The sequence below is a fragment of the Nonomuraea aridisoli genome (assembly GCF_003236395.1).
Lineage (GTDB): Bacteria > Actinomycetota > Actinomycetes > Streptosporangiales > Streptosporangiaceae > Nonomuraea > Nonomuraea aridisoli.
Genome location: NZ_POUD01000084.1, coordinates 17,237 through 32,161, shown reverse-complemented (window position 1 = coordinate 32,161; position 14,925 = coordinate 17,237). Strand labels below are relative to the sequence as shown.

16 protein-coding genes are annotated in these 14,925 nt (G+C 70.6%); 5 read left to right on the top strand and 11 right to left on the bottom strand.

Features of this window, described 5'->3' with window-relative positions:
- A partial coding sequence (locus C1J01_RS21050) for a serine/threonine-protein kinase (RefSeq protein ID WP_146615675.1) occupies positions 1-721 on the top strand: 721 nt, incomplete at its 5' end.
- Between the two features lie 6 nt (positions 722-727).
- On the opposite strand, the gene nuoH is transcribed toward C1J01_RS21050, so the two are convergent.
- The 6 genes from nuoH to C1J01_RS21020 all read right to left on the bottom strand — a co-directional run bounded on the left by nuoH (position 728) and on the right by C1J01_RS21020 (position 6,063).
- Positions 728-1,669, bottom strand: a complete 942-nt coding sequence (gene nuoH / locus C1J01_RS21045; protein WP_111180695.1) for an NADH-quinone oxidoreductase subunit NuoH — start codon at positions 1,667-1,669, stop codon at positions 728-730.
- Positions 1,662-2,201 carry an NADH-quinone oxidoreductase subunit C gene (locus C1J01_RS21040; protein ID WP_111180694.1) on the bottom strand — a complete coding sequence of 180 codons (540 nt, stop codon included), beginning with the start codon at positions 2,199-2,201 and terminating at the stop codon, positions 1,662-1,664. The genes nuoH and C1J01_RS21040 overlap by 8 nt, the downstream gene beginning before the upstream one ends.
- Positions 2,198-2,713, bottom strand: coding sequence for an NADH-quinone oxidoreductase subunit B (locus tag C1J01_RS21035; RefSeq protein WP_111180693.1), 516 nt, complete (start codon positions 2,711-2,713; stop codon positions 2,198-2,200). The genes C1J01_RS21040 and C1J01_RS21035 overlap by 4 nt, the downstream gene beginning before the upstream one ends.
- A gap of 285 nt (positions 2,714-2,998) precedes the next feature.
- Positions 2,999-4,039, bottom strand: coding sequence for a M48 family metallopeptidase (locus tag C1J01_RS21030; protein ID WP_181448883.1), 1,041 nt, complete (start codon positions 4,037-4,039; stop codon positions 2,999-3,001).
- Positions 4,040-4,889: 850 nt separating this feature from the next.
- Positions 4,890-5,711 (bottom strand): APH(3'') family aminoglycoside O-phosphotransferase, encoded by an 822-nt coding sequence (locus tag C1J01_RS21025; RefSeq protein ID WP_111180691.1) that lies wholly within the window; start codon positions 5,709-5,711, stop codon positions 4,890-4,892.
- Positions 5,692-6,063: an NADH-quinone oxidoreductase subunit A gene (locus tag C1J01_RS21020; RefSeq protein WP_111180690.1), complete on the bottom strand. Its 372-nt coding sequence runs from the start codon at positions 6,061-6,063 to the stop codon at positions 5,692-5,694. Before C1J01_RS21020 ends, C1J01_RS21025 begins: the two co-directional genes overlap by 20 nt.
- A gap of 109 nt (positions 6,064-6,172) precedes the next feature.
- Here C1J01_RS21020 and C1J01_RS21015 point away from each other — a divergent pair, with 109 nt between their 5' ends.
- From C1J01_RS21015 to C1J01_RS21005, 4 genes are all read left to right on the top strand, one after another.
- On the top strand, positions 6,173-7,645 hold the full coding sequence (locus C1J01_RS21015; protein WP_111180689.1) for a polysaccharide deacetylase family protein: 1,473 nt from the start codon (positions 6,173-6,175) through the stop codon (positions 7,643-7,645).
- A gap of 37 nt (positions 7,646-7,682) precedes the next feature.
- Positions 7,683-7,772: a putative leader peptide gene (locus tag C1J01_RS53785; RefSeq protein WP_369122762.1), complete on the top strand. Its 90-nt coding sequence runs from the start codon at positions 7,683-7,685 to the stop codon at positions 7,770-7,772.
- Positions 7,773-7,897: 125 nt separating this feature from the next.
- Positions 7,898-9,742: a 2-oxoacid:acceptor oxidoreductase subunit alpha gene (locus tag C1J01_RS21010; protein ID WP_111180688.1), complete on the top strand. Its 1,845-nt coding sequence runs from the start codon at positions 7,898-7,900 to the stop codon at positions 9,740-9,742.
- Positions 9,735-10,781: a 2-oxoacid:ferredoxin oxidoreductase subunit beta gene (locus C1J01_RS21005; protein ID WP_111180687.1), complete on the top strand. Its 1,047-nt coding sequence runs from the start codon at positions 9,735-9,737 to the stop codon at positions 10,779-10,781. Before C1J01_RS21010 ends, C1J01_RS21005 begins: the two co-directional genes overlap by 8 nt.
- Positions 10,782-10,833: 52 nt before the next feature.
- Here the strand turns inward: C1J01_RS21005 and rfbB are convergent, their stop codons facing one another.
- From rfbB to C1J01_RS20980, 5 genes are all read right to left on the bottom strand, one after another.
- Positions 10,834-11,760, bottom strand: a complete 927-nt coding sequence (gene rfbB, locus C1J01_RS21000; RefSeq protein WP_111180686.1) for a dTDP-glucose 4,6-dehydratase — start codon at positions 11,758-11,760, stop codon at positions 10,834-10,836.
- Positions 11,757-12,824 carry a glucose-1-phosphate thymidylyltransferase gene (locus C1J01_RS20995; protein WP_111180685.1) on the bottom strand — a complete coding sequence of 356 codons (1,068 nt, stop codon included), beginning with the start codon at positions 12,822-12,824 and terminating at the stop codon, positions 11,757-11,759. The genes rfbB and C1J01_RS20995 overlap by 4 nt, the downstream gene beginning before the upstream one ends.
- 97 nt (positions 12,825-12,921) lie before the next feature.
- Positions 12,922-13,272: a hypothetical protein gene (locus C1J01_RS20990; protein WP_111180684.1), complete on the bottom strand. Its 351-nt coding sequence runs from the start codon at positions 13,270-13,272 to the stop codon at positions 12,922-12,924.
- Between the two features lie 77 nt (positions 13,273-13,349).
- A complete protein-coding gene (locus tag C1J01_RS20985) occupies positions 13,350-13,982 on the bottom strand; it encodes a GntR family transcriptional regulator (protein WP_111180683.1) in 633 nt (210 codons plus the stop codon).
- Positions 13,979-14,875, bottom strand: a complete 897-nt coding sequence (locus C1J01_RS20980; RefSeq protein WP_181448882.1) for a DMT family transporter — start codon at positions 14,873-14,875, stop codon at positions 13,979-13,981. The genes C1J01_RS20985 and C1J01_RS20980 overlap by 4 nt, the downstream gene beginning before the upstream one ends.
- Between the last annotated feature and the right edge of the window lie 50 nt (positions 14,876-14,925).

Here is a 14,925-nt window from a genome sequence, read left to right as displayed (position 1 = left end):
GGGCGGGCAGGGCGCGGTCTACCTCGCCATGGCGCCCAACGGCGTGCGGGTCGCCGTCAAGGTGCTGCACGACCTGGTCGACAACACGGCGCGGGCCAGGTTCGCGCGGGAGGTGGAGGCGGCCCGGCGGGTGGCGACGTTTTCCACAGCCCGCGTGCTCGACGTGAACATCGGCGGCCCGCACGCGTACATCGTCAGCGAATACGTGGAAGGCCCCTCGCTGGAGCAGCTCGTACGCAGGCACGGGCCGCGCGACGAGGACAGCCTGACGCGGCTGGCGTTGTCCACGTCCGGGGCGCTGGCGGCCATCCACAAGGCCGGGGTCGTGCATCGTGACTTCAAGCCGAGCAACGTGCTGATCGGCCCCGACGGACCGCGCGTGATCGACTTCGGGATCGCGCGGGCGCTCGACCAGGTGACCGTGACGACCGGCAAGATGATCGGCACCCCGCCCTACATGTCTCCCGAGCAGCTGACCGGGGAGGCGGTGGGGCCGGCGTCCGACGTGTTCAGCTGGGCGGTGACGATGATGTTCGCCGCGACGGGGCGGCCGGCGTTCGGGGAGGACACCGTGCCGGCCGTGTTCAACCGGGTGCTCAACTTCCACCCCGACCTGTCGCCGTTGCCGCCCGCGTTACGCGGGGTCGTGGGGGCGTGCCTGAGCAAGCGGGCCGCCGACCGGCCGTCGGCGTCGGACGTGATGCTGGCGATCGTCCGCTGAGCCGCGTCAGATCAGCACCTTGACGACCCCGGTGAGGGCCAGCTGGACGAGCGCCAGCGGCACCAGCACGGCCCAGGCGAGCTTCTGCAGCTGGTCCTCACGCAGCCGGGGGAACGTCACACGCACCCAGATGACCGCGAACGCCAGCACGAAGACCTTCACCAGCGTCCACAACCAGCCGGGCAGCAGCGGGCCCTGCCAGCCGCCGAGGAACAACACGGTGGTGAGGAACGACAACACCACGATCCCGGCGTACTCGGCCAGCATGAACAGCGCGAAGCGCATGCCCGTGTACTCCGTCATCGGGCCCATGATGATCTCCGACTCGGCGATCGGCATGTCGAACGGCGGGCGGCGCAGCTCGGCCAGCCCCGCCAGGAAGAAGACCACGCCCGCGATCGCCTGCCACGGCAGCCACCACCACTGCCACGCCTCGACGATCCCGGGCAGCGACAGGGTGCCCGCCGCCATGGCCACCGACGAGGCGGCCAGCACGAGGGGCAGCTCGTACGACATGAGCTGGGCGGCCGAACGCATGCCGCCGAGCACCGAATACTTGTTGGCCGACGCCCACCCGGCCATGATCGAGCCGAGCACGCCGACGCCCATGACGGCGAGGACGAAGAAGAGGCCGAGGTCGAGGTCCACGCCCACGAAGTCGCGGTCGAACGGGATGACGATCAGGACGACGAGGTACGGAACGAGCGCCACGCCGGGCGCGATCATGAAGACGCGGCGGTCGGCCGCGGCCGGGATGACGTCCTCCTTCTGGGCGAACTTCACCCCGTCGGCGATGAGCTGCGCCCACCCGTGGAAGCCGCCGGCGTACATCGGGCCGAGCCGCGACTGCATGTGAGCCATGACCTTGTGCTCGGTCTGCCCCACGATCAGCGGCAGCGCCAGGAAGACGACGAGAATGACGGCGAAGCTCAGCACCACGTCAAGCATCGGGCGGCCCCCAGTCGGCCGGGACTCCAGGCGGAAGGGTCTTGCGGCGGCTCGGCGCGCCGTGGCCCGACTCGCCGGGCTCCTTGGCACCGGGCCAGGGCTTGGCCACGCGGGCGGCCAGGATGAAGTCTTTCCGCAGCGGGTGTCCTTCGAAGCCGTCCGGGAGCAGCAGGGGCACCAGGTTGGGGTGCCCGTCGAAGATCACACCGAACATCTCGTACGTCTCGCGCTCGTGCCAGTTCGCGCCGCGGTAGACGGTGACGGCGCTGGGCAGGTGCGGGGCGTCGCGCGGCACGCGGGTGCGCAGGAGCAGCCGCCGGCCGGCCGCCGGGTTGTAGACGTGCGCCACCACCGCGAACGACTCGGGTGGCTCGTCCACGCCGGTCAGCCAGTCGAAGAAGGCGTATCCGAGGTCGTCGCGTACGTACGTCAGCAGCTCGATCCAGTCGGCGGGGGCCACGTCGACCGTGGTGTCGCCGTACGACTCGGAGACGCGGGCGCGGTCGCCGAACCGCTCCGCGAGGCCGTTCACGCGCGCTCCGCGCCGTAGCGGTCGCCGAGGTGCTCGGCCGCGATCTTCTCCTGGAGTTTCGTGATGCCGTACAGCAGGGCCTCCGGGCGGGGCGGGCAGCCGGGCACGTAGACGTCGACCGGGATGATCTGGTCGACGCCGTTGGTGACGCAGTAGGAGTCCCAGTAGGGGCCGCCGGTGTTGGAGCAGGCGCCGAACGAGATCACGTACTTGGGGTCGGGCATCTGCTCGTAGAGGCGCTTGACGGCCGGGGCCATCTTGTCGGTGACGGTGCCGGAGACGATCATGAGGTCGGCCTGCCGGGGGCCGTTCGCGAACGGGATCACGCCGAAGCGGATGAAGTCGTGGCGGCTGGTGGAGGCCGCGATGAACTCGATGGCGCAGCAGGCCAGCCCGAAGTTGAACACCCACAGCGAATAGCGGCGGCCCCAGTTGAGCACGAAGCGCATCGGCTTGGGCGCCAATTTGGAGACCGGGCCGACGGTGGGTGTCGGGAGTTCCGTTGCTGCCATGTGACCATTCTTGCGCGGATCCCAGGTCAGGCAAAGGAATCTTCCTGGGACGGGGGTTACGTCTACGGACATTTGGCCCTGCCGCGCCGGCCGATCCCCGCGGCGAGCGGGGACCGGCGCCACCGGCGAAGTCCCGGTTCCCTGAGCCACCGGTCACTCCCGCCAGCCCGCGTACCCGGGTCAGCCCCGTACGGGGTCGGCCGGTGTACGCAGGTCAATCGGCATGCGCCGGATCGACCACGTACGGGACCAGCCGGTGTACGAGGGGCGGCCGGCGTATGGGGGTCAGTAGTAGAGGGCGGATTGGGCGTTCTCTCTGATGGCCTTGGCGACGCGGGTGGCGAGCGGGGTCAGCTCTGTGTCGATCGTGTCGGCGGGCTCCTGGGCGTGGCGGACGCGGCCCTCCTCGTACGGGAGTGCGGCCAGGCGGGACATCCGCAGGTACGTGGGCGGGTGCGTACGGTCCACCCGCAGTTCCTCCAGGCGGGCGGCGCGGCGGCGGCGTTCGCGTTCGGACTCCGGGAGGCTTTCCGCCTGCGAACGGATCGCCGCCCACAGACCGTCGGTCTTGGTGGCGATCACACTCGCCTCCAGGAAGTAGCGGACCGACTCCACCCTGGTGATCAGCGCGTCGAGGAGCGAGATCGTGGCCGTCGTGCCCGCCGCCCGGGCCGCGAGCTCGTCGGCGCGGTATTCGGCCCGCTGCGACGAGCGATACAGCAGCAGCTCCATCGCCACGATGAGCCCTCTGACCGGGAGCCCGAGGACCGCCAGCAGGGCCTCGGCCACCAGACGGCCCACGCCGTCGCCCTCCTGCCAGTCGAACTTGGTCACGTCCCGCAGCACGTCGAGCGAGTGGAGGGCGCTGCCGACGACGACCCCGTACCGGCCGTCGCCGTTGCTGGAGTGGGCCATCTCGTGGGCGAGCAGCGCGACGCGTTCTCGCGGGGTCAGGACGAGCCACAACGGGTAGCCGATCTCGACCACGCGCCGGCGCCGCCAGCCGTACGTCCCGAACGACGCGTTGACCGCGCCGCTGACGGCGACCAGGTCGGTCCGGGGCGCGCCCACCTCGGCGCCGATGCGGTCGAGCAGGGCGAACAGGCCGGGGGCCGCCTCGCGGGTGAGAGGCTCGCCGCCGGCGGGGAACGGTGCGGGCCGTGGCCGCAGCAGCCAGGCCAGGTCGAACGCGATGAACGCCAGCACGAAAGACACGAAGCTCCAGCGCGTCACGAAGTACACGCCGATCAGGAAGAACGCGGGGCAGAGCAGGTGGGTCAGGAATGCGAGGGCATACACGGCGACCCGCGCCGCTCCGCCCGCCACACCGCCTCCCCGCCCGCTAACGGCGGTGGGAGCCGCTGAGCCTGCGCGCGGAGCCGGTGAATCGAAAGTCCAAGAGCCGGCCGGACTCTCAACGATGGTGGGCGCGGACGAGTTGGCTGCCGGCGAAGCGGCGGTGGAAGGTGGCGCGTCCGGTGGGTCGGTCGCGCGTGGAGCGGTGGTGGAAGGCAGCGCAGCCGATGAGTCGCTCACCCGTGGAACGGCGGCCGCAGGCAGCACAGCCGGCAAGTCACTCGCGCATGGAGCGGCGGTGGGAACTCGCGCGCTGGGCTCACCGGCTCCGGCCGCCCCTTTACTCGCGGCCGCTCCACGGGCAGTCGGCTGAGAGGCTCCCACCACTGCTCCAAGCGCAGTCGGCTCACCGCCTCCCGACGTCGCCCCGGGCGCGGGCTCACCCGCTACCGTAGCCGTTCCGCACCCAGGCTCACCACCTACCGCCATTCCGGGCGCGGGCTCACCACCTACCGCCACCGTCCCGCGTGCGGGCTCACCGCCTCCCGCCACCATCCCGCGTGCGGGCTCACCGCCTCCCGTCGTCGTTCCGCGCTCAGGCTCACCGGAGGGCGTCGTCGTTTCGTGAGTGGGGGCGGGTGTGGTGCGCTGTGGGTTGGTGATGTCGTTGTAGAGGCCGCGGACGAGTCTGGCCTGTAAGCGGGCGAAGCGCGTCTTTTCCGGGGAAGGGCCGCGGACGACGTTCCAGTCGCATGATGGGCACCAGCTCGGATAGGAGGGCTCGGTCCTGAGCGGCTGGTCGCACTGGGGGCAAGCGATCACAGCACGGCAAGATGCCAGAGCGCGGGGCACAGCCGGGTAACGATCCAGCAGGTGCCGGTCAGCCCCAGGTGAGCGGGTCGAGATGGAGGTAGAAGCGCAGGCGGTCGTGATCGAGGGTGACGCCGTACCTCTCGGCGAAGGCCAGGTCCGCGGCCAGCGCCCGTTCCTCGTCCTCCCAGGTCTCGCGGGCGTTGGTGAGCAGCAGGGCCAGGTCGGCGTACCGGTCGGCCGGCCCGAGGCGGCCCAGGTCGACGAAGCCCGACACGTCCAGCGTCCGCGGGTCGAGGATGATGTTGGGCAGGCACAGGTCTCCGTGGCAGAGGACCAGGTCGAGGGCCTCCTGGTCGCGTCGCCGCGCGAGCTGCGGGACGAGCCGGGCCAGCAACTCGGAGGGCGGCGTCCGCTGCTGGTCCTCGGGCAGGAACTCGGGGTTCACCGCGCCGCGGGCCACGACGTCGCGCGCCACCGCGACCATGGTGTCCAGATCCCGGCGGAACGGGCAATCCCCCACGGGCACCTCATGCAGCCGCCGGACCGCGTCCGCGATGTGCTCCCAGGCGATCCGCAACTCCGCGGCCGGCATCTGGTCGGCGGGCACGCCCGCGACGGCACTGGTCACCAGGCAGGCGCCCGTGTCATCGGAGTGCCAGTCGAGCACCCGAGGCCCCGGCACGCCGCGCTCCACCAGCCAGGCGACCCGATCGCGCTCGCCCTCCAGCTCGGCCGCCCCGGAAGCCGGCACGCACTTGGCATAGGCGTCCGGACCGCGCAGGACGACCGCTCCCGACTCACCGCCGGTGACAGGCGACCAGTCGCCCGTAAGCCCAGGCCAGTCGCCCGTAAGCCCGGGCCGGTCGCCGCTAAGTCCAGCTGAGGACACGTTTGCGCCAGGCGTAGACGATGCCGAGGGCGATGAAGCCGAGGAAGACGAACATCTCGACCAGGGTGGTCATCCCGTAGCCGGGGGCGTCGAACACGGTGGCCCACGGAAAGAGGAAGACGGCGTCGACGGCGAAGACGACGTACAGGTACGTGAAGACGTAGTAGCGCACCTGCGACTGGGCCCACCCCTCGCCGACGGGATCGACCCCGCACTCGTACGTCGTCAGCTTCTCGGGCGTGGGCCGGGACGGGCGCAGGAGCCGGTTGGCCAGCAGGGCTCCGGCCACGATCGCGACGCCCAGCGCGAGCAGCGCGGCGACGAGCGCGTACGACCCGAAGTAGCCGTCCATGAGGCGATCGTAACCCCGACGCACCCTCATACCCAGCCCGGTCAAAGGCTCGGGTCCCATCCTCCAAAATGAAGGTAAATAGGCACATTGGCCCCATACGCTGACATGCATGCATAAGGCGCGGTTCTTCTCCGGAATCGCTCTGCTGGCCCTCTCGGCCTCCGGCTGCGGCCTGGCCGCCGCCTCCCCAGGCAGGCACGTCATGGTCCCGGCAGAGCCCACGATGATCGACTTCGTGGACCCCGCGACCGTCGCCGGCCTGTCCGTCGGAACGCTGACCGAGGGTGACTCCCCCGGCAACCGCTACGCGCACGTCAACTATCCCGTCATCGCCGCCGCCCCCGCCCTCAACAAGGCCCTGCGCCACCAGGCCGAGCGGCAGCTGGCGAACTTCAACCAGCGTACCGAGGGCCACGCCGCCTACCCCCGGGTCGAGCTGAACGTCGACTGGCAGCTCCCCGCCGTCTCCTCCCAGGCCATCGGGGTACGGCTGCGCACCGGTGAGTACGTGGGCGCCGACTGGGGCAACTCCATGCGGACGTTCTGGTTCGACCCGCGCACCGGCAAGACCGTCGGCTCCACCGGCCTGCTCGCCGGGAAGCGCGCGCTCGAAGAGCTCACGGCCCTGGTCAAGGAGCAGCTGGGCAAGCGCGGCTCCCAGGTCGAGCAGGACAGCGTGACGGCGAGCGGCGAGGTGTTCGACTCGATGGCCTTCAACCGATCCGGCGACCTCGTCGTCGAGTTCGACGACTGCCAGATCGGGCCGTGCTCGCTCGGCCGCCTGGCCGTGGCCGTGCCGCGGGATCAGGCCGCGCCGCTGCTGTCGGACCTCGGGCGCCGGGCCCAGGCGGCGGTGCGGGACGCCGCCCAGCGGGCCACGCCGTACGAGACACCGCGGATGGTGCCCACCGCCGACCCCGACGCGGTCAGCAGCCGGGCCGGCAGCGTGGACTGCTCGGTGGCCAAGTGCGTGGCGCTGACGTTCGACGACGGGCCGGGCATGTACACCGGCGAACTGCTCGACATCCTGCGCAGGCAGCAGGCGCGGGCCACGTTCTTCGTCCTCGGCGCGAACGCCGCCGCACAGCCCGCGCTCCTGCACCGCATGAGCAATGAGGGCCACCTCGTCGGCGGCCACAGCTGGTCGCACCGGGACCTGTCGAAGCAGACCAGCAGCAAGATCGCCGAATCGCTCCGGCTCACCGACGCCGCGGTGTCGGCGGCCATCGGGCAGACCCCGCGGCTGCTGCGCCCGCCGTACGGGACCACCGGCCCCGACCTGGTCTCCGTCGCGGCCCGGATGGGGCTGTCCCTGGTCACCGGGAACGTGGACACGCAGGACGAAAGCGGGGGCGATCCGCGCGACATAGCGGACCGAGCCGTGCGTGGAGCCCATCCAGGTGCGATCATTCTCATGCACGACATCCATCAGGCGTCCGTAGACGCGGTTCCGGACATCCTCAAACGGCTGCGCGGGAAGGGTTACACCTTCGTGACCGTTCCAGAGTTGTACGGCGCGGTGGGGATGCAGGCCGGCCGCCTGTACCGGTCGGGGAGCGCGCTTCCGGTAAGCAACCCCTGACGTAAAACACGTGTGGGGGGACGTATAGTTGGCGCTCGTGACCCGAACCGTCCTGTTCGCCCGCCTGCATGTCGACCTCTGCAGGCTTGCGTCTGGGCTGTGTCGTCGTTCTCCCGCCTCAGCCTGACTGACTCCGACCGCGTTTACCCGCCGAGCGCGGCATGCAAACGCGTGACCTTCCGAGGATCTAGCATGGACAAAGAGAACGCGCCTAAGGCAACCGCGCAGTGGCGCGTCGAGGAGGTCTGATCTGTGACTAAGCAGGTCCAGCAACTCGACCGCGTGATCATCAGGTTCGCCGGTGACTCCGGCGACGGCATGCAGCTCACCGGCGACCGCTTCACGGCGGGCACGGCGGAGTTCGGCAACGACCTGTCGACGTTGCCCAACTTCCCCGCCGAGATCCGCGCCCCCGCAGGCACCCTTCCCGGCGTGTCGAGCTTCCAGCTCCACTTCGCCGACCACGACATCCTCACACCCGGCGACGCGCCGAACGTGCTCGTGGCCATGAACCCGGCGGCGCTCAAGGCGAACCTGCCCGACCTGCCGCGGGGCGCCGACATCATCGCGAACACCGACGAGTTCACCAAGCGCAACCTGCAGAAGGTCGGATACGCGACCAACCCGCTGGAGGACGACTCGCTGCGCGAGTGGCGGGTGCACGCGGTGGCCCTGACGTCCCTCACCGTCAAGGCGCTCGAGGACTTCGACCTGTCCAAGAAGGACGCCGAACGGTCGAAGAACATGTTCGCCCTCGGCCTGCTGTCGTGGCTCTACCATCGGCCGACCGAGCACACCATCAAGTTCCTCGAGCAGAAGTTCGCCAAGAAGCCCGACATCGCCAAGGCCAACATCGCGGCCTTCCAGGCGGGCTGGAACTACGGCGAGACCACCGAGTCCTTCTCGGTCTCCTACGAGGTCAAGCCGGCCCGGCTGGCGCCGGGCGTCTACCGCAACATCTCCGGCAACCAGGCCCTCGCCTACGGCCTGATCGCCGCCAGTGTGCAGGCGAAGCTGCCGCTGTTCCTGGGCTCGTACCCGATCACCCCGGCCAGCGACATCCTGCACGAGTTGTCGCGGCACAAGCGGTTCGGCGTGCGCACCTTCCAGGCGGAGGACGAGATCGCCGGCGTCGGCGCGGCGCTCGGGGCCGCGTTCGGCGGGGCGCTGGGCGTGACCACCACCTCGGGGCCCGGCGTGGCGCTGAAGGCGGAGACGGTCGGCCTCGCGGTCACCACCGAGCTGCCCCTGATCATCGTGGACGTGCAGCGGGCAGGGCCGAGCACCGGCATGCCGACCAAGACCGAGCAGACCGACCTGCTGATGGCCATGTTCGGCCGCAACGGCGAGTCGCCGGTGCCGATCGTGGCGCCGATGTCGCCGAGCGACTGCTTCGACGCGGCCATCGAGGCGGCCCGCATCGCGGTGAAATACCGCACGCCGGTCATGCTGCTGTCCGACGGCTACCTCGCCAACGGCTCCGAGCCGTGGCGGCTGCCCGAGGTCTCCGAGCTGCCCGACATCTCGCAGGAGTTCACCACCGAGCCGAACGGCGAGGACGGCGCGTTCCTGCCGTACAAGCGGGACGGCGAGACGCTCGCCCGCCCGTGGGCCATCCCCGGCACGCCGGGGCTCGAACACCGCATCGGCGGCATCGAGAAGGCCGACGGCACCGGCAACATCTCCTACGACCCCAACAACCACGACCTGATGGTCCGCACGCGCGCCGCCAAGATCGCCGGCATCGACGTGCCCGAGCTGGAGGTCGACGACCCCGACGGCGACGCCAAGGTGCTGGTGATCGGCTGGGGCTCGACGTACGGCCCGATCGCCGCGGCCGTGCGGCGCATCAGGAACGGCGGCGGCAAGGTCGCCCAGGCCCACCTGCGCCACCTCAACCCGCTGCCCGCCAACACCGGCGACGTGCTCAAGCGCTACGACAAGGTGCTGCTGCCCGAGATCAACCTCGGCCAGCTCGCCCTGCTGCTGCGGGCGCGGTACCTCGTCGACGTGATCAGCTACAACCGTGTGCGCGGGCTCCCGTTCAAGGCCGAGGAGCTGGCCGGAGTCATCCAGGACGTGATCGACAGTGACTGAGCTCGTCAACGGGAAGGGCCTCGCGCTCATCCCCAAGACCGACGTCAAGCAGACCCTGAAGGACTTCAAGTCCGACCAGGAGGTGCGCTGGTGCCCGGGTTGCGGTGACTACGCGATCCTGGCCGCGGTGCAGAGCTTCCTGCCGGAGCTGGGCCTCAAGCGCGAGAACATCGTGTTCGTCTCGGGCATCGGCTGCTCGTCGCGGTTCCCGTACTACCTCAACACCTACGGCATGCACTCGATCCACGGGCGTGCGCCGGCGATCGCGACCGGGCTCGCGGCCTCGCGGCCCGACCTGAGCGTGTGGGTGATCACGGGTGACGGCGACGCGCTGTCGATCGGCGGCAACCACCTGATCCACGCGCTGCGCCGCAACGTCAACCTGAACATCCTGCTGTTCAACAACAGGATCTACGGCCTGACGAAGGGCCAGTACTCCCCCACCTCCGAGATCGGCAAGATCACCAAGTCGACGCCGATGGGCTCGCTGGACAAGCCGTTCAACCCGATCTCGCTGGCCATCGGCGCCGAGGCGTCGTTCGTGGCCCGCACCATCGACTCCGACCGCAAGCACCTGCAGTCGGTGCTGCGCGAGGCGACCGCCCACCGCGGCACGTCGCTGGTGGAGATCTACCAGAACTGCAACATCTTCAACGACAACGCCTTCGAGCAGCTGAAGGACCCGGAGGTCCGCGACGACATCACGCTGCGGCTGGAGCACGACCAGCCGATCGTGAGCGCCACGAAGGCGGTCGTGCGGGGCGCGAACGGCGGCGTCGAGGTCGTGGCCCGCGACAGCGTGAGCGCGGACCAGATCCTCGTGCACGACGCCCACAACCCCGACCCGTCGGTGGCCTTCGCGCTCAGCAGGCTGGACGAGCCGGCGTTCGAGCACGTGCCGATCGGCATCTTCCGCAGCGTCGACCGGCCGTCGTACGACGTGCTCATGGCCGAGCAGCTGGAGGACGCCGTGGCCCAGCAGGGCCCCGGCGACCTGAGTGAGCTGCTGATGGGCGGCGACACCTGGCGCATCGGCTAGACGTACGCGACGTGAAGGGGCCTGCTCCGATGGAGCGGGCCCCTTTCGCGTGTCAGCGCTCCCACCAGTCGCGGTGCTCGGCGTACCAGCGGACGGTGTCCGCCAGCCCCTGCTCGAACGGGATCCGCGGCCCGTAACCGAGCGCCCGCAGCTTGGAGTCGTCCAGCGAGTACCTGCGGTCGTGGCCCTTGCGGTCCTCGACGTGCTCGACCAGGTCCCAGTCCCGGCCGCAGGCGGCCAGCAGGCGGGCGGTGAGGTCCCGGTTGGTCAGCTCGGCGGTGCCCCCGATGTGGTAGACCTCGCCGGGCTCGCCCTTCTCGGCGACCAGGCGGATGCCGGCGCAGTGGTCCTCGACATGGACCCAGTCGCGGACGTTGCCGCCGTCGCCGTACAGCGGCACCTTCCGGCCGCGCAGCAGGTTCGTGACGAACAGCGGGATGATCTTCTCCGGGTACTGCCGGGGCCCGTAGTTGTTGCCGCACCGGGTGATCGAGACGTCCAGCCCGTACGTGATGGCGTACGCGCGGGCGACGAGGTCGCCGGACGCCTTCGAGGCCGCGTACGGCGACCGCGGGCGCACCGGCGCGTTCTCGTCCCACGAGCCGACGTCGATCGAGCCGTACACCTCGTCGGTCGAGACCTGCACCACCTTCGGCACGCCGGCGTCCAGGCACGCCTGCAGCAGCGTCTGGACGCCGAGCGCGTTGGTGCGCATGAACGCCGCCGCCTCCGCGATCGACCGGTCGACGTGGGACTCGGCGGCGAAGTTGACCACGAGGTCGTGCCCGGGGACGACCTCGGCCAGCAGCCCCGCGTCGCAGATGTCGCCGTGCACGAAGTCGTGCGGCACCCCGTCGAGGTTGGCCCGGTTGCCCGCGTACGTGAGCTTGTCGAGGACGGTGACGTGCGCGCCGGTCAGGCCGCGGACGAAGTGGGAGCCGATGAAGCCCGCGCCCCCGGTCACCAGGATCCGCGTCATGAGCTGATCTGAACCTTGCTGTGATCGCCCAGCACGAGACGGTGGGCTCTGGGCGTGTGGGGTGCGGGGGTGACCTCGACGTCGTGGCCGATCAGCGACGACTCGATGCGGCCGACGCCGGCGATGGAGGCGCGGGGCAGGACGATCGAGTACTCGATCTCGCTGCCGGTGATCCGGCAGCCGGCGCCGATGGAGGTGAAGGGGCCGACGTAGCTGTCCACGATCGCCGCCCCGGCGCCGATGACGACCGGGCCGACCACGCGGGAGCGCTCGACCACCGCGCCGTGCTCGACGACCACGCGGCCGACCAGCTCGCTGGCCGCGTCGACGTGCCCGCGCACGTGGCTCTCGACCGACTCCAGGACCAGCCGGTTGACCTCCAGCATGTCGGTGACGTTCCCGGTGTCCTTCCAGTATCCGGAGATCACCGACGATTCGACGCGCAGGCCCCGGTCGACCAGCCCCTGGATGGCGTCGATGATCTCCAGCTCGCCCCGCCGCGACGGCTTCAGCCGCGCGACCACCTCGTGCACCGCCGGGCTGAACAGGTAGACGCCGGCCAGCGCCAGGTCGCTCTTGGGACGGGCGGGCTTCTCCTCCAGGCCGATCAGGCGGCCCTCGGCGTCGAGCTCGGCGACGCCGAACCGGCGCGGGTCGGAGACCTTGGTGAGCATGATCTGCGCGGCCGGCCGTTCGCGGGTGAACTTGTCCACGAGATCGGTGATGCCGCCGACGACGAAGTTGTCGCCGAGGTACATGACGAAGTCCTCGTCGCCCAGGAACTCGCGGGCGATCAGCACGCCATGGGCGAGCCCGAGGGGCGCCTCCTGCCGCAGGTACGTCACCCGCAGCCCGAACGCCGAGCCGTCGCCCACGGCCGCCTCGATCTCCGCCTGCGTGTCGCCGACGACCAGGCCCACCTCGGCGATCCCGGCCGCCGCGACCGCCTCCAGGCCGTAGAACAGGACGGGTTTGTTGGCGACGGGGACGAGCTGTTTGGCCGACGTGTACGTGATGGGCCGCAACCGTGTGCCCGATCCCCCGGCGAGCACGAGTGCCTTCACCGTCGATACCCCGGCCCGGGACGTCCCACATCCATGGTCCGAAATTTCACCACACAGGGCCTATGCCGCTTTTGCCGCCCCTGGGGCTCCCGGCCGGTCAGTCGTACTCGAGGTCCGGCAGCGCGGACGGCGGGTCGGGGCTGCGCCAGACGACCACCACGCCGTCGTGCGCCGAATCGGCGGCCACGTTCAGCCGTTCGAGGTCGAAATCCGGCAGATAGCGCAACCTCGCGAGGAACGTCGCGTCCGTGGCCGAACGCGGCACGACGCAGCCTTCGCCGTCGCGGTCGAGCAGGATGTAGTGGACGTCCGCCCCGGCTTCGGTGACGACACGGACCTCCACCACGTCCTCCCAGGCGAGAGCCTCCACGCTGCCGTCCGCGTAGTGACGGGTGACGCCCTCTTCCGTGACGTACACGTAGGAGTCCGGCATCGGATTGCCGTGCATGGCCGCGATTCTTGCGACTTCCGGGGCGGTACCGCAAGGGTTCCCGCCCAATGGTGCTCAGGCCCGTCCCAACCGTCTCATCCGTCGCGTCGCTCGCCCCAGGAATGGCTCAGGTGTTCGGCCACGGCCGCCCGCGCCGCGTCGCGCGGGCCGTTCGCGATCGCGTCGAGCAGCTCGCGGTGCTCGCGGACCAGGACGTCGCGGTCGCCGTAGACCTCGCGCAGCCGGACGAGCCCGAGTCTGGTCTCGGCGGCCAGCACGCCGTAGAGGCGCTCCAGGCGGGGGCTGCCGACCGCGCGGATCAGCGCCTCGTGCAGCGCCATGTGCTCGGCCACGGTCTCCGACCAGGGCGCGTCGGCCGGCAGCGCGGCCATGCGGTGCAGCGCGGCCTCGGCCTGCGGCACGTCGTGCCCGGCCATGGCCTGCGCCATGAGGTCCTCGAGCGGGCGGCGGACGTACATGAGGTCGTCGAGGTCCGCGAGTGTCACCTCGGGGACGTACGCGCTGCGGTTGCGCTCGCGCCGGAGCAGCCCCTCGTGGACCAGCGTGGCCAGCGCCTCCCTGACGGTCGGCCTGGCCACGCCGTAGGAGGCGGCGATCTCCTGCTCGGGCAGCGTGGTGCCGGGCGCGATCTCCCCGGACAGCACCCTGCTGCGCAGGGCGTCGGCCAGCGCGCCGACGGTGGAGACAGGTCTGAGCGGCAACGTCACGCCCGTGACTCTAGCTCCCTTTCCGGTACGGCTTTCCTTTCCTGCTTTTCCGGTACGGCGACCGCGACCAGAGCCAGGGCGAGCAGGACGAGACCGGCGACGGACACCGGGGTCAGCCGCTCGCCCAGCACGACCAGGCCGAGCAGCGCGGCGACGGCCGGCTCGGCCAGGGCCAGCGTGGCGGCCGAGGCCACGGGGGTGGTGCGCAGCCCGAGGCCGTAAAGGAGGTAGGACAGCGCCGTGGTGCCGAGGCCCAAGTAGAGGACGGCGAGCAACGCGCGCGGCTCCGTCAGCCAGGCGGCGCCGTGCAGCGCCAGCACGGGCAGCATGATGATCGCGGCGCCGCCGAACATCACGCCCATCACGGCGTTCGACTCGGCTCCCCGGCCGATCGCGCCGGCCGCCATGACGGCGTAGAAGGCGTAGAGCAGCCCGCCCAGCAGGGCGAACAACGTCCCGGAGACCACCTGCGCGCCGGCCTGCGTCCCGCCGCCGACGATGAGCGCCGCGCAACCGCAGACGGCCGCCGTGGTGGCCACCGCCCACCGCCCGCTCGGCCGCCTGCCGTGCAGGACCCAGGAGAGCAACCCCGTGAACACCGGCCCGCTGCCGATGGCGACGACGGTGCCGATCGCGACCCCCGTACGGCTGACGGCGGCGAAGAAGCAGAGCTGGTAGGCCGCGACGGCGACCGCGCCCAGCAGCAGGCCAGGGGTGATGAGCTTCGTGGACCGCCGCGCGGCCGCCCGCGCCACGACGGCGAGGGCCGCTCCGCCGATGACCAGCCGGGCGGCGGCCAGGGCGACGGAGTCCGCGGAGACGAGCAGTCCGGCGGTTCCGGCCGTGCCCCAGAGCACGGCGGCGCCGACCACGGCGAGCGGACCCTTGTTCATGCCGTTCATTGTCTGACAATCAGACACCGTTGTCCAATTGATTGTCTGAC

Excerpts from the sequence above, each read along its gene's own strand:
- C1J01_RS21035 (WP_111180693.1), bottom strand. The coding sequence starts at position 2,713 with ATGGCAGCAACGGAACTCCCGACACCCACCGTCGGCCCGGTCTCCAAA.
- nuoH (WP_111180695.1), bottom strand. The coding sequence starts at position 1,669 with ATGCTTGACGTGGTGCTGAGCTTCGCCGTCATTCTCGTCGTCTTCCTG.
- C1J01_RS21020 (WP_111180690.1), bottom strand. The coding sequence starts at position 6,063 with ATGGACGGCTACTTCGGGTCGTACGCGCTCGTCGCCGCGCTGCTCGCG.
- C1J01_RS20980 (WP_181448882.1), bottom strand. The coding sequence starts at position 14,875 with ATGAACAAGGGTCCGCTCGCCGTGGTCGGCGCCGCCGTGCTCTGGGGC.
- rfbB (WP_111180686.1), bottom strand. The coding sequence starts at position 11,760 with ATGACGCGGATCCTGGTGACCGGGGGCGCGGGCTTCATCGGCTCCCAC.
- C1J01_RS21015 (WP_111180689.1), top strand. The coding sequence starts at position 6,173 with ATGCATAAGGCGCGGTTCTTCTCCGGAATCGCTCTGCTGGCCCTCTCG.
- C1J01_RS20990 (WP_111180684.1), bottom strand. The coding sequence starts at position 13,272 with ATGCACGGCAATCCGATGCCGGACTCCTACGTGTACGTCACGGAAGAG.